Source organism: Acidimicrobiia bacterium, assembly GCA_035651955.1.
Taxonomy (GTDB): Bacteria; Actinomycetota; Acidimicrobiia; order IMCC26256; family JAMXLJ01; genus JAMXLJ01.
In genome coordinates this window covers 1-13,384 of record DASRES010000069.1, presented here as the reverse complement: position 1 = coordinate 13,384, position 13,384 = coordinate 1, and the positions used below count along the sequence as shown (strand labels likewise).

At 71.3% G+C, this 13,384-nt stretch carries 12 protein-coding genes; 3 read left to right on the top strand and 9 right to left on the bottom strand.

Annotated features, from left to right (window positions below):
- Positions 1 to 84: 84 nt before the first annotated feature.
- Positions 85 to 678, bottom strand: a complete 594-nt coding sequence (locus tag VFC33_14385) for an aminodeoxychorismate/anthranilate synthase component II (GenBank protein HZR14427.1) — start codon at positions 676 to 678, stop codon at positions 85 to 87.
- Positions 679 to 733: 55 nt separating this feature from the next.
- Between VFC33_14385 and VFC33_14380 the strand changes: the two genes are divergently transcribed.
- Entirely contained in the window at positions 734 to 964 is a 231-nt protein-coding gene (locus tag VFC33_14380; protein ID HZR14426.1) for a cell division protein CrgA, read from the top strand.
- 82 nt (positions 965 to 1,046) lie between these two features.
- Here VFC33_14380 and VFC33_14375 read toward each other — a convergent pair whose 3' ends face one another.
- Both VFC33_14375 and VFC33_14370 read right to left on the bottom strand, forming a co-directional pair.
- On the bottom strand, positions 1,047 to 1,307 hold the full coding sequence (locus tag VFC33_14375) for a hypothetical protein (GenBank protein ID HZR14425.1): 261 nt from the start codon (positions 1,305 to 1,307) through the stop codon (positions 1,047 to 1,049).
- A 34-nt stretch (positions 1,308 to 1,341) separates the two neighbouring features.
- A complete protein-coding gene (locus tag VFC33_14370; protein HZR14424.1) occupies positions 1,342 to 2,496 on the bottom strand; it encodes a thiolase family protein in 1,155 nt (384 codons plus the stop codon).
- 87 nt (positions 2,497 to 2,583) lie between these two features.
- Here VFC33_14370 and VFC33_14365 point away from each other — a divergent pair, with 87 nt between their 5' ends.
- Positions 2,584 to 3,000 carry a PaaI family thioesterase gene (locus tag VFC33_14365; protein ID HZR14423.1) on the top strand — a complete coding sequence of 139 codons (417 nt, stop codon included), beginning with the start codon at positions 2,584 to 2,586 and terminating at the stop codon, positions 2,998 to 3,000.
- Between the two features lie 52 nt (positions 3,001 to 3,052).
- Positions 3,053 to 3,937 (top strand): phosphatase PAP2 family protein, encoded by an 885-nt coding sequence (locus tag VFC33_14360; GenBank protein HZR14422.1) that lies wholly within the window; start codon positions 3,053 to 3,055, stop codon positions 3,935 to 3,937.
- On the opposite strand, the gene VFC33_14355 is transcribed toward VFC33_14360, so the two are convergent.
- The 6 genes from VFC33_14355 to VFC33_14330 form a co-directional block, all read right to left on the bottom strand.
- The gene (locus VFC33_14355; protein HZR14421.1) at positions 3,831 to 5,021 is read right to left on the bottom strand and encodes a glycosyltransferase family A protein; all 1,191 of its coding nucleotides are present in this window, start codon (positions 5,019 to 5,021) and stop codon (positions 3,831 to 3,833) included. The two genes, VFC33_14360 and VFC33_14355, sit on opposite strands and share 107 nt — an antisense overlap.
- A 35-nt stretch (positions 5,022 to 5,056) precedes the next feature.
- Positions 5,057 to 6,724, bottom strand: a complete 1,668-nt coding sequence (locus VFC33_14350) for an alkaline phosphatase family protein (GenBank protein HZR14420.1) — start codon at positions 6,722 to 6,724, stop codon at positions 5,057 to 5,059.
- Positions 6,725 to 6,957: 233 nt separating this feature from the next.
- Complete coding sequence (locus VFC33_14345) at positions 6,958 to 8,127, bottom strand: glycosyltransferase (protein ID HZR14419.1); 1,170 nt, start codon at positions 8,125 to 8,127, stop codon at positions 6,958 to 6,960.
- Entirely contained in the window at positions 8,124 to 9,794 is a 1,671-nt protein-coding gene (locus VFC33_14340; protein HZR14418.1) for a hypothetical protein, read from the bottom strand. The genes VFC33_14345 and VFC33_14340 overlap by 4 nt, the downstream gene beginning before the upstream one ends.
- Positions 9,795 to 9,912: 118 nt before the next feature.
- On the bottom strand, positions 9,913 to 12,324 hold the full coding sequence (locus VFC33_14335) for an MMPL family transporter (protein HZR14417.1): 2,412 nt from the start codon (positions 12,322 to 12,324) through the stop codon (positions 9,913 to 9,915).
- Positions 12,321 to 13,384, bottom strand: a 1,064-nt coding sequence (locus tag VFC33_14330) for an AMP-binding protein (protein ID HZR14416.1), incomplete at its 5' end; no start/stop codon positions are given. The genes VFC33_14335 and VFC33_14330, both read right to left, overlap by 4 nt.

Here is a 13,384-nt window from a genome sequence, read left to right as displayed (position 1 = left end):
CTGCATTGGGACGTTTCCGCGGCGTATGCGCGACAAACCGTCCCAACGCGGAAGGACGGGTGCGACGCGAAGGGGCTGCGCGTGTCAGACCGGCGCCGAGGTGCGCGCCAGGAAGTTGCGGAGCATGTCGTGACCGGCGTCGGTGAGGATCGACTCGGGGTGGAACTGCACCCCCTCGATCGGGTGGTCGCGGTGGCGAAGCCCCATGACCGTGCCGTCCTCCGCCTCGGCCGTCATCGCGAGACACGAAGGCACGCTCTCGCGTTCGACGACGAGCGAGTGGTAGCGCGTCGCGGTCAGCACGTCGGGCAGGCCCTCGAACACACCCCGGCCGTCGTGGCGGATCTCGGACGTCTTGCCGTGCATGACGCGCGGCGCGCGGACGATCTCGCCGCCGTACACCTGCCCGATGCACTGCATGCCGAGGCACACGCCGAGCACCGGGATGCCGTCCTCGCCGAACGCGCGGATCGCGTCGTCGGAGATGCCGGCGTCCTCCGGGCGGCCGGGTCCGGGCGACACGAGGAGCGCGTCGGGCTCGATCGCACGCGCCTCGTCGAGCGTGATCGCGTCGTGACGGTGCACGACGGGCTCCGCGCCCAGCTCCCCGAGGTACTGCACGAGGTTGTAGACGAACGAGTCGTAGTTGTCGATCACGAGCACGCGCGCACCGGGCACGCCCGCCACGGTACCGGCCGCGGGGTGGGCGGGAGCCGTCGATATCTTGTGGGCCGTGCCGCAGTCGAAGAGCAAGCGGTCCCGCTACACGCCGCCCCCGCCGAAGAAGGCGCCGTCGAGCCCGCTGTGGGTGCCGACCGCGATGTTCACGCTGCTGCTGCTCGGCACGGCGGTCGTCGTCGTGAACTACCTGGGCCTCTTCCCCGACGGCGCCCAGAACCGCTACCTGATCCTGGGCCTGGTCGAGATCTGCGCCGGCTTCGTCTTCGCCACGCGCTACCGCTGAGGCGCCAGCCCGAATACCACCGGTGTAACTTCCCCACAGCGTTGTCCCCAGTCTGTGGACAACGAGCCGGGCGGGGCGGTCGTCAGGGACCGTCGGCCTCCACGACCAGGGCCATCGCCTCGCGGCAGTGGCGGGGCGGCTCTGGGATGTCCTCGGTCGGGGCGGCCGTCATCGTGACCTCGGCACCGCACACGACGCAGCGGTAGCGGTAGTCGACGGGATGCAGCTCGCCCGGCTCGGGCTCCGGTTCGGGCTCGGCGTTGAACGAGCGGATCATCCCCGCGACGACGACGTAGATGACGAGCGCGGCGACGACCGCGACGACGATCTTGAGCGCGAGCATCACGCTCCGGCGCGGCGAACGACCGCCCGGCGCGTCACCCGAGTCGTTCGATGATGGTGGCGTTGGCCATGCCGCCGCCCTCGCACATCGTCTGCAGGCCCCACCGGCCGCCCGTGCGCTCGAGCTCGTTGAGCAACGTGGTCATCAGTCGCGCGCCCGAGCACCCGAGCGGGTGACCGATCGCGATCGCGCCGCCGTTCACGTTGACCTTGCTCATGTCGGGGTGGTGCTCCTGCTGCCATGCGAGCACAACGGGAGCGAACGCCTCGTTGATCTCGACGAGGTCCATCTGGTCGAGCGTCATCTTGGCCCGCTCGAGCACCTTCGTCGTCGCGGGGATCGGACCGGTCAGCATCATCACCGGGTCGACGCCCGCCAGCGCGAACGCGTGGAAGCGGGCCCGTGGGGTGAGACCGAGCTGCGCGGCCTTCTCCTCGCTCATGATGAGGAGCGCGGACGCGCCGTCGCTGATCTGGCTCGAGTTCCCCGCGGTGACGACGCCGTCCGGCTTGAACGCGGGCTTGAGGCTCGCGAGCTTCTCCATCGTCGTGTCGCGGCGGATGCCCTCGTCGACGCGGAACTCCTCGGTGCCGCCCTCGGTGGTGACGGTCACCGGCACGATCTCGCGCTCGAACCGACCTTCGTCGGTCGCGCGTGCAGCCCGCTGGTGCGACTCCAGCGACAGCCGGTCGTTGTCCTCGCGGGAGATGTTCCACTTCTCGGCGATCAGCTCGGCCGAGATGCCCTGCGGAACCAGGTTGTAGCGCTCCATGACGCGCGGCCCGAACGGGACGCTGCCCGCGATGAACGACGCGCCCATCGGGACCCGCGTCATGTTCTCGACGCCCGCGGCGACGACGACGTCGTACGCGCCCGCGATCACACCCTGCGCGGCGAAGTGGGCGGCCTGCTGCGACGAGCCGCACTGGCGGTCGACCGTCGTCCCGGTCACGGTCTCCGGGAACCCGGCCGCGAGGAGCGCGTTGCGCCCGACGTTGACGGCCTGGTCGCCGACCTGCATGACGCAGCCCATGATCACGTCGTCGATCAGCGCGGGATCGAGGCCGTTGCGCTCGACGAGCGCCTGGAGCGTGATCGCGGCGAGGTCGACGGGGTGGGTGTCCTTGAGCTTCCCGTTGCGGCGACCGAGTGCGGTGCGAACGGCGTCGACGATCACTGCGGTGGGCATGGAAAGGCCTCCCGGGAAGCAACTGGACCGGCTGGTCAAGTGTATGCCCGGAGGTGCCGCCGACGAACTGGCGTACATTCCGCCCGCATGCGTGACATGGACTCCCAACTCGGCGACGGCGGCATGCCGCTGCTCGGCGCGATCGGGCTCTCGTTCGAGTCCTACGGCGACGGATGGTCGGAAGCCCGGTGGGATCCCACCGAGATGGCGTCGAACCTGTTCGGGATCGTGCACGGCGGCGTCTACGGCGTCGTGCTCGACGCGGCCATGAACTTCGCGCTCAACGCGGCGCTCGAGCGCGGCGACCGCGCGTCGACGCTGCAACTGCAGTACTCGATGCCGCGCGGCGCGAAGCAGGGCGACCCGCTGCGCGTCCGGGGCGAGGTCGCGCGCCTCGCACGCAGCGTCGCGTTCGTCGAGGCGACCGTCCGTGACGCCGACGGCGACGTCGTCGCATCCGCGACCGCCACGTTCTCGATCAAGCGCCGCGAGCCGACCCCGTAGCCGCCCGGCTCCGGGAACGAACCGGCGGCAGCCCTACGCTGGTGGCGCCGTCATGCACGCCGCCGAGCCCGTCCCCCGTCCGCAGCCCGCGCCCCGATCCACGACCGTCGACGAGCCGCGCCCGCGTGAACCGCTCTCGCGACGAGTCCGGTTCGGGTGGATCGGCGAGATCGTGGTCGTCTTCGCGGTCTACTACCTGTACGACTCGCTGCGCGATCACGTGCAGGGCCCTACCGGGCTCGCCTTCCGCAACGCGAAGCAGATCGTGCACGCGGAGAGGACGCTCCACATCTACTGGGAGCACGCCCTCCAACACTTCTTCCTGCCGTACCACCCGTTCATCTCGTTCGAGAACATCTGGTACGGCAGCATCCACTTCGTCATGCCGGTCGTCGTGCTGGTGTGGCTGTACCGGAAGGCGCCCGCGCGCTACGTCCGCTGGCGCAACGTGCTGGGTCTCGTGCTCGGCCTCGGGCTCCTCGGGTTCTGGGTGTATCCCGTCATGCCGCCGCGCCTGATGCCCGCCCACTACGACTTCGTCGACACCGCGTACAAGTTCTTCGGCCTCGGGAAGCCCGCCCACGCCGACAAGAACGCGTTCGGCAACCTCTACGCCGCCGTGCCGAGCCTGCACCTCGGGTGGTCGTCGTGGTGCGTCTTCGCGCTGTACCCGCAGCTGCGCCGCTGGTGGTCACGCGCGCTGCTCGTCGCGTACCCGTTCACCATCGCGCTCGCGATCGTCGTGACCGGGAACCACTGGCTGCTCGACGCGGTCGCGGGCGTCGCGACGACGTGCGTCGCGTACCTCGCCGTGCGCGCGCTTGAAACTGTCACCCAGCGACTGCGCGGGTCCTGGCGTTCGACTCCGCCAGCGTCTCGTCGGACGAGCGACCGAAGAGTCGCTCCCACCGCGGCCGGTACGGACCGTCCGGGATGAACGCGTCGCAGACGCGTGCCGCGGCGCGTTGAGGTAGGAACCCGGCCGCGACGAACCACGCGATGCGCTTCACGCGCGCGGGCGTCGACAGGTACGGGTGGCGCAAGGCCGCGACGATCCCCCGCAGCGCGAGCCGGCGCGGGCCGTCGCCGCGGATGGGGTGCGACGCCGGGTCGAGACGGACGGAACCGAGCCGCACGCCGAGGAAGGCCATGTCGGGTACGGCGTCCGCGTCGCGCGGCGCGCCCCGCATCGAGAGCCCGACGTCGCGCGCGACGCGACAGACGCTCTCGTGACCGGCGTGCACGAGGTCGATCTTGTGGTGCAGCCACGACACGCCGCCGGCGCTGCCCGCGAAGTCGTTGCTCCCGTGCCAGCGGTACAGCGCGCCGATGTGACGGAACGAGCGGATCGGCCCGCACAGCGGCGTGGTCTCGGCGAGGTAGCAGTCGGTGTCGCCGCGGTAGACGTCTTCGGGGATCGGCAGGGCGATGCTGAGGGCGCGCACCGAGTACGCGTTCGCACTGCTCGGCGGCCACGGGTAGTTGCGGGCCCGCAGAACGCGCCGGCTGAGGTCGCCGCTGGGGAACTCGGTGTTCGGACCCGGGATCTGGCGCCCGACGGGCGTCCCCGCGCCGTCGACGATCTCCATGCCGAACTGGATCTTCGCGACGCGAGGGTCCTCGTAGTAGGCGCTGGCGGCGAGACGGACCGTCCCCGGTGTCAGCATGTCGTCGGCGTCGAGGAAGAAGATGACGTCGCCGGTCGCGGCCGTGAACGCGGCGTTGAGCGCGGAGCCCTGACCGCCGTTCTGCTTGCGGATGACGCGCACGCGCGGCGCGTAGCGCTGCGCGACCGCGACGGAGTCGTCGGTGCTGCCGTCGTCGACGACGAGGACCTCGAGGTTGCCGTGGTCCTGCGCGAGCGCGCTCTCGATCGCGTCGGGCAGGAACCGTGCGTAGTTGAAGTTGATGACGCAGACGCTGACCTTGACGGTGTCGAGCGCCGACGCATCGGGATCGACGACCCGCAGGTGCGCACGGTCCCGTCCGTGTCCGTCCAACGCCGTCGCGGTGCTGCTCATCGCCCGCCCCCCGGAGGTCGTCGCGTCCCTTCCGTTCATGTCCGCACCGCGATCGGGAACGGCCGGCCGGCCAGATCCTCGCCGGGTTCCTCGCCGAGCAGCGCGAGGAGCGTCGGCGTGAGGTCGAACGCGCTGCGTTTCCCGACGTCGCCCGGCTCGACGTTCGGGCCGGCGACCATCGCGAACCCGTTCGAGCTGTGCTCGCCCGTGCGGCAGAACGGGAACGGCCCGATCGTCCCGACGCGGGGGTGCTCGAACGCGTCGGCGCAGCCGGCCCACAGCAGCACGAGGTCGGCCGCAGGCCCGTCGTCACCGGGCCGCGCGCGGGTCCGGATCGCGTCCGCGAGCACGGGCGCGCCCGTACGCGGGTCGCGGCACTCGCTCACGAGCTGCACCACCTCCTCGCACGCGACGGCGAAGTCGTCGGGCGCGACCATCCCGTCGCGCTCGCGCCCGCGCACGTTGATGCGCACGTGTCCGTCGGAGAAGGTGGGCAGCGCGAACGCACGCATCCGCGGCCAGTGCTCGTGATACCGCCACACGATCTGGTAGTCGGGCTCGCGAGCGCCGAGCGTCAATGCGTCGCGGTCACGCCGGTCCTCGGGCGGGATCGGCGTCGCGAGCGGACCGAGACGGTCGCCCGGGCGGCCGAGCGCACGGCGGACTGGATGCAGGACCCGGCGCGGGAGCGCGCGCTTGACCGCGTTGCGCACGGAGGCGGCGCGACTGTCCGCGAAGCGCTCGGCCATCAGGCCGATCCACGTGCGGTCTCCGGGCGGGACGACCGGCGGCATCCCCGCGGCACGCCAGGCGCGCTGGTCGGGATCGCGCAGGATCCGGGCTCCGAACCTGTCGCGATGGAGGAGCTCGGGGAGCAGCACCATCGACGGCAGGTCGTTGGCGTTCGTCTGCATGCCGTGGAGCGAGAACACGACGACCGCAGTGTCGTCACCGAAGAGCCGGACGAACCGCCCGATGCAGTCGTCGAGCGACCGGTACACCGAGATCATGTGGTGTCGCGCGATCTCGGCCGTGCCGGTGCGGGCGAGCGGGTGCGCGGGGTCGACGCCGTGCCAGAGGTGATGGCCGCCGGAGTGCGCCTCCGACATCGTCGTGACGACGAAGTCGTAGTCGCCCGACGCGACGAGCGACTCGACGGCGTCGATGCGGCGGTGCGCGCCGAGGCGCAACGCGCCGGCGAGGTTCTCGAGGTACTCGGCCGAGTACCAGCCCGGGTCCGAGTCGTTCGCGAAGGCAGGGTGCCGGCCGATGCGTGCGTCGATGTCCGCGAGCACGCCGGCGGGGCGCGACGCGCGCGGGTACTCGGGTGAGTGCGCGCCCCACGCCGTGACCTGGGTCCCGTCGACGTCGTCGCGCAGCACGGTGTGCGGGACGTCGAACACGAGGGAGCGCAGGCCGGGTCGGGCCCAGAACGGCTTCGCGTCGAGCGCGCCGGCCGCGGTGGCCCGGTACGTCTCGGGGTCGAACGCGACGGTCCCCCAGTACCCGAGGTTGCGGGCGTCGTGTCCGGTGGCGAACTGCGTCCAGGGCAGCTCCGAGCGGTAGGCGGTGACGTTCCCGAGGCGGGCGACCGCCGAGCGTTCGCGGAGCTGCGCGAGGTGGGGCATCACTCCTCGCGCGAGGAGATCCTCGATGAACGTCCACTCGGCCGCGTCCAGGCCGAGCGCGGCAACCTTCGCCATTCCGCCCTCTCCCCGCCGCTCCCCTCGGTACTCACGGCGCGACGTGACGTCGCCCGCACCCTGCGTACCGAGCCCTGGGAAGTGTTTACCTCGGACGGCGACGGGTTACCAGGGGTCGTTCGACCCATTTTTCCTGGTCACGACCGTCGTGTCCGGGTGCGGCGGCCCGCTGGGCGCTCGACTGCCCTCACGGCGGCGGTCACACGGTGTGGCCGCGGTGACGCGGCGTCTCGTCAGATGCGGCCGGTCACGCCGAGGTCGTGCCGATCGCGGTCCCGTTGCGCTCCGCGCGCGAGCGCGGGACCCGGCTCGCGTCGGCGCGCGCGGCTCCTGCGGCCGAGTCGGGGGTTGGCGCGGCCGCGATTCGGGCCGTCCGGGATGTACGTCTCCACGATGGGGCGGGCGAGCGGACCGGGCAGGAACCCGATCGCGGCGAACCACGTGGCCCGCTCGAGCCGCCCGACCATCGGCACGTACGGGTGGGTCAGGCAGGCGCGGATCCCTCGGAGGGCGAGCGCACGCGGGGTGTCGCCCCGGATCGGGTGCCTCGCCGCGTCGAGACGCACGGACGCGAGGCGGACGCCCAGGTGTGCGATGTCGGGGACGCGAGCCGGATCGGTGGGGCACCCGTCGAGCGGGAGCCCGAGCGTCCCCGCGATCCGGCGGACCTCCGCGTGCCCGATCGCGGTGAGCCGCATCTTGCGGTACAACCACTCGCGGAGGCCGTCGCGGCCGATGAAGTTGTTCGCGCCGTGCCACCGGTACAGCGCACCGACGCGGTCGAGCGTCGCGATGCGTCCGCACAGCGGAACCGTCTCCGCGAGGTAGCAGTCGGCGTCGATCCGGTATGCGTCCTCGGGGACGGGCAGCACCACCGCGAGCGCGTCGGCCGAGAACGCGTTGCCGCTGTTCGGCGGCCAGGGATAGTTGCGGGTTCGGAGGACGTGGTGACGGAGATCCCCGTTGACGGGGATCGCGTGCGGGCCCGGGATCCTGACGCCGAGCGGCGTGCCGTCGGAGTCGACGGCCTCCAGCGCGAACTGCACCTTGGCGAGCGACGGATCGCGGAACGCCGACGCGACCGCGGCGACGATGCCGTCCGTCAACATGTCGTCGGCGTCGAGGAACAGCACGACGTCGCCGGTCGCGGCCGTGAACGCCGCGTTCATCGCGGAGCCCTGCCCGCCGTTGGGCTTGGTGACCAGGCGCACGCGATGCCCGTATCGCCGGGCGACGGCGACGGAGTCGTCCGTGCTGCCGTCGTCGACGACGACGACCTCGAGATCCGCGTAGTCCTGCGCGAGCGCGCTGTCGATCGCGTCGGCGAGGTACTCGGCGTAGTTGTGGTTGACGATGCAGACGCTGACGCGCGGCGACGGGCGCGGCTCGGTGGGCGCCGTCACGCGGGCGCTCCGATCGGCAGCGGGACGCCCTCGTACTCGCCGTCGCCGAGCGACTGGCCGAGCAACGACAGCACCGTCGGGGTGAGGTCGAGGACGTTGCGGGTGCCGACGTCGCCGGGGACGATCCCCGGACCGGCGACGAGCGCGAACCCGTGCGTGCTGTGCTCACCGGTCCGGCAGTACGGGAACGGCCCGATCGTTCCGAGCTCAGGATGGTCGAACGTGTCCGGTGCACCGTCCCAGAGGATCACGAGGTCGGCCGGCGGGCCGGGCTGCGCCGGGTCGTCACGCGTGCGGATCGCGTCGGCGACGACCGACCGTCCCGTGCGCGGGTTGGTGCACGCGCGCACGAGGTCGACGATCTCGTCGCACGTCGTGGCGAGGTCTTCCGGGGGCACGATGCCGCGCGCTTCACGTCCCCGGACGTTGACGCGGACGTGCCCGTCCGAGACGGTCGGCAGCGCGAACGCGCGCATCTGCGGCCAGTGCGCGTGATACCTCCACGCGATCTGGTAGTCGGGGTCGCGTGGGTCGGCGCGCAGCTCGCCGACGTCACGCCGATCCTCGGGCGGGATCGGCGTCGTGAACGGCCCGAGCGTCCCGGGCGGGCGACCCAGTGCGCGCCGTGCCGGTTCGAGCACGCGGCGCGGCACCGTCCGCTTGACGACGTTGCGCAGGTGGTCGCGCGGACGTTCGCCGAAGCGCTCGGACATGTACGCGATCCAGTGCTCGTCGCGGCGCGGCACGACCGGGGGCATCCCGGCGGCGCGCCATGCCGCGGTGTCAGGACTCTTCAGCAGGCCCCGGCCGAAGTGCGCGCGGTGCAGGAGCTCGGGGAGCAACACGGCGGACGGCAGGTCGTTGCCGTCACCGACGAAGCCGTGGAGCGAGAAGACGACCGTCGTCGTATCGGGACCGACCGCGTCCACGAAGCGGCCGACGCACTCGTCGAGGGTGCGGAACACGGTCCGCAGGTGCCGGCGCGCGATGCCCGCGAGCGGTGACGCGGCGAGCGGATGGTCGGGATCCGCGCCGTGCCAGAGGTGGTGGCCACCGGAATGCGCCTCGGACATCGCGACGAGGACGAAGTCGTAGTCGTCGCGATCGAGCAACCACTCGAGCGCGTCCATGCGCCGGTGCGCGCCGGTTTGCAGCGCGCGCGTGAGGTTGTCGAGGTACTCGGGCGAGTGCCATCCCGGGTCGCAGTCGTTCGCGAACGCGGGGTGCGGACCGAACCGCTCGTCCAGCTCCGTGAGCAAGCCGACCGGGCGTGACGCGCGCGGGTACTCGGGGGAGTGCGCGCCCCACGCCGTGATCTGCGTGCCGAGCACGTCGGCGTGCATGCCGACCTCGGGCACGTCGAACACGAGGCTGCGCACGTCGGGACGCGCCCAGAACGGGCGCCCGATGTACGCGCCGCGCCCGACCGCGCGATACGTCCGGGGGTCGAAGGTCATCGTCCCCCAGTAGCCCATCCCGAGCCCACTGCGGCCGGTGGCGAAGCGGGGCCACGGGACCTCGGAGCGGTAGAGCCGGGGACCCTCGAGACGGCACACCAGCGAGCGTTCGCGAAGGGCGGCGAGGTGCGGCATGTCGCCCGCGGCGACGAGCTCCTCCGTGAACTGCCACTCCGCGGCGTCGAGCCCGAGCGCGGCAACCTTCGCCATGCGACCACCTCCGCCTCCGCGCCTCCTGCACGCAGCACTCAGCGGTACCGCGAATCACACGACGTCGAAGAGGCCCGGCCGTTGTGTCTACCTTGCCCCGGCGCGCCTCGCCAGACGCTCAGGTGCCTTGTGTGAGACCGATGTCGCGGTGCTCGACCTCCCGCTCCTCAGCACGCTCGGGGTCGAAGCCCGGAGAGAAGCCGCCGAGGCGCGGGTGACGGTCGGCCCAGACGAGCAGCGGCGGGAGGACGATGAGCGCGACGAGCAGCGCGACCAGCGTGTTCAGGGCGACGATGATCCCGAAGTCGCGTAGCAGCGGGAACGCCGACAGCGCGATGACCGCGAAACCGCCCACGAGCGTCAGTCCCGACGCGACGAACGCCCGGCCGATCCGCACCGCGCCGACGTCGACGGCGTCCTCGCGGCTCCGGCCCCGCTCCCGTTCCTCGACGTAGCGCGTGAGGATCAGCACCGCGAACTCGGTGCCGACCGCGATGACGAGCGGCCCCGCCACGCTCGTCAGCGGGCTGAGCTCGAGACCGGTCGCGTACACGACGAGCGACGACAGGCCGACCGCGATCAGCACGGGGACGAGCGTGAGGATCGTCTTCACGAGGTTGCGGTAGTAGACGAGCAACCACAGGGCCACGAGCCCGAGCGCGACGTACGTCATGCCGGTGCGGTTCGCCTGGAGCGCGTCGACGAGCGCGATGCCGACGACCACGAGGCCCGAGGCGGTCACGTGCACGCCCGGCGGCGGGTGGGCATCGGCGCGCATCCGGTCGAGGAGCACCCCGCGGTCGTGCAGCGAGATGTTGGCGATCGGGAAGATGAGGTTCGCCTTCGTGTGGTCCGGGCTCACGAACGCGGTCCTCACGTCGGGCGGCGCGACGGACAGCATCAGCTCCATCTGCTCGCGGAACGGCGGACCACCGGTCACGCCGCTGATCACGCCGGGCAGGCTGGTCGTCGCGACGATCGCGTGCGGGTACTTCGCCTTCTCGCCGTTCGCGTACGCGTCCATCCACTGCGCGACGCGCGTCTCGATCACGTCGGGCGCCTCGACCAGGAAGTCGAGCTCGGTCGAGAACCCCGCCTGCGCGCGAAGCTGTTTCAGGCCCTGCTCGGTCGAGCTGCCCGGCGGGATCCACTTCTCCGGGTCGGTCTGGATCGTGAACTTTCCGTCGACCGCGAACCCTGCGACGACGATCACGAGCCCGACCAGAACCATCGGGAGGACGGCGCCGCGTGCCGCGAGCGCGAGCGCGCGCACGCCGCGCTCGAGCGGCTCCCGGGCCGTCGGCGGCGGCGTCGGCGGCGACGGGTGCTTCTGCTCGCGCCGGAAGAGGAACGCGAGCGGGAACAACAGTACGACGACGAAGATGACCGCGACGCCGAGGTCGAGCATCGCGCCGAACTGGCGGATCATCGGCACCTTCGAGATCTGCATCGCGACGAACCCGAGGACGGCCGCGATCATCGCGATCGACAGCGCGGGCGCGAGATCGACCATGACGCGTGACATCGCGGCACCCGGGTCGTGGTCGTACGCGAGCTCCTCCTCGAACCGGCTGTGCATCTGGATCGCGAAGTCGACCCCGATGCCGATGAGGATCGGGAGGCCCGAGATCGTGACGAGCGTCAGCGGGAGTCCGATCAGGCCCATGATCCCGAACGTCGACACGGCCGAGACGACGACGCACAGCAGCGCGAGCAACCGTGACCGCACACGGAACACGAGCCAGAGCACGACGATCATCACGAGCACCGCGAGCGCGCCGAGCGTCACGATGCCGTGCTGCAGGTAGTCGTTGATCGTCTGCAGCAGCACCGCCGGCCCGGTCGACAGCGTGGTGAACCCGTCGAGGTGGTGCTTCGCGACGAGCCGCTTCACGGTGTCCGCCGCGTTCCCCATGCGGCCGATCGGATCGTTGCCGTAGAGGCGCACGATCATCAACGCGTGCTGCTTGTCGATGAAGTTCGTGTTGAGCGCGGAGCGGATGTTGCCGTTCGCGTCGTAGAGCAGGAACCGTACGAACGACGGGTTCGTGAGGTCCTGCGGACCGGTGACCTTCGACAGCCGCGCGAGCTCGCCGGACAGCACTGCGTTGTACTGCGCCGCGTGCGCGGGGTCGTTCTTGATCGAGATGTCGAACAGCTGCGGGCCGACCTTCAGCTCACCCTGCGCGAACCGCATCGCGGTGAGCGGGCTGAGCACGTAGCGGTACAGCCCGGTGCGGTGCAGGTCGTCCTCGAGCGCCTGCATCCGCGCGATGTTCGTGGGCGTGAACAGCTTCTCGATGTCGCCGTGGTACACGGTGAGCATCGCCTCGCCGCCGAACGTCGACTGGTAGCGGTGGTTCTGCTTCGCGACCGTCGACCCGCCGCCGATGAGCGCGTCCTGGCTCGTCTCGAACTTGATCAGCGTCCCGCCGACCGCGAGCCCGATCGTGGCGACGAGCGCGGCGACGAGGATGGCGGTGTGGCGGCGACAGATGAAGTCGGTGAGACGTTCCCAGAAGCCCCTCATCCGCGGGGCTCCGCGTACATCTCCTCGATCTCGTCGCGGTAGCGCTCGCCCACGACCGAACGCTTCACCTTCATCGTCGGCGTCATCTCCCCGGACTCGACGGAGAAGTCGCGCGGGAGGATCCGCCACTTGCGGATCGTCTCCGGCCGCGACAATTCCTCGTTCACACGCTCGACGCCGCGCTGCACCGCGGCCTGCAGCGCAGGGTCATCGGCGAGCGCGTCGCGACCGCCCTGCTTCCCGTTGTCGCGCGTCCAGGCCGCGAGGTCGTCGGCGTCGAGCGTGAGCAGCGCGGTCAGGTAGGGACGCCCCTCGCCGATGACGACGGCCTGCGAGATCAGCGGCTGGTACTGCAGGCGCGTCTCGATCTCCTGCGGGGCGATGTTCTTGCCCTGCGCGGTGATGATGAGGTCCTTCTTGCGGCCCGTGACGACGAGGTAGCCCGCTTCGTCGAAGCTCCCGGTGTCGCCCGAGTGCATCCATCCGTCGTCGTCGATGAGCGCGCGCGTGCCGGGCTCGTCGCGGAAGTAGCCGCGGCAGACGTTCGGACCGCGCACGAGGATCTCGCCGTCGGCGGGATCGATGCGGACCTCGACGGTCGGCAGCGGCGGCCCGACGGTGCCGATGCGGATCCGCTCAGGCGGGTTGAGCGTCGTCGGCCCGCAGTCCTCGGTCTGGCCGTACACCTCGCCGACGCGCAGGCCGACGCCGTGCAGCCACCCGAGCAGCTCTGCGGGGACGGGTGCAGCACCCGAGACGAGCACGCGCGCGCGGTCGAGGCCGACGCGGGCACGGATCTTCGCCCCGACGAGCCGGTCGAGGACCCGGTACAGCACGCGCTTCGTCGCCGGCATCGGCTCGCGGCCCTGCTCGCTCGCGACCCACGCCGGCCCGAGCGCGAAGTAGCGGTGCGCGAGCTCGCGCGCGACACCCGTCTGCCTGCCGACCTGCTCGAGCACGCCGTCGTGGATCTTCTGCCACACGCGCGGGACCGCGAAGAAGATGGTCGGCCGGCAGGCGGGCAGGTCCTCCGGAAGCGTCGCGAGGCTGCGCGCGAACC

Bases quoted from the DNA above. Each gene is read 5' to 3' on its own strand.
- VFC33_14365 (HZR14423.1), top strand. From the start codon at position 2,584: ATGCGTGACATGGACTCCCAACTCGGCGACGGCGGCATGCCGCTGCTC.
- VFC33_14350 (HZR14420.1), bottom strand. From the start codon at position 6,724: ATGGCGAAGGTTGCCGCGCTCGGCCTGGACGCGGCCGAGTGGACGTTC.
- VFC33_14370 (HZR14424.1), bottom strand. From the start codon at position 2,496: ATGCCCACCGCAGTGATCGTCGACGCCGTTCGCACCGCACTCGGTCGC.
- VFC33_14355 (HZR14421.1), bottom strand. From the start codon at position 5,021: ATGAGCAGCACCGCGACGGCGTTGGACGGACACGGACGGGACCGTGCG.
- VFC33_14335 (HZR14417.1), bottom strand. From the start codon at position 12,324: ATGAGGGGCTTCTGGGAACGTCTCACCGACTTCATCTGTCGCCGCCAC.
- VFC33_14360 (HZR14422.1), top strand. From the start codon at position 3,053: ATGCACGCCGCCGAGCCCGTCCCCCGTCCGCAGCCCGCGCCCCGATCC.
- VFC33_14375 (HZR14425.1), bottom strand. From the start codon at position 1,307: ATGCTCGCGCTCAAGATCGTCGTCGCGGTCGTCGCCGCGCTCGTCATC.
- VFC33_14340 (HZR14418.1), bottom strand. From the start codon at position 9,794: ATGGCGAAGGTTGCCGCGCTCGGGCTCGACGCCGCGGAGTGGCAGTTC.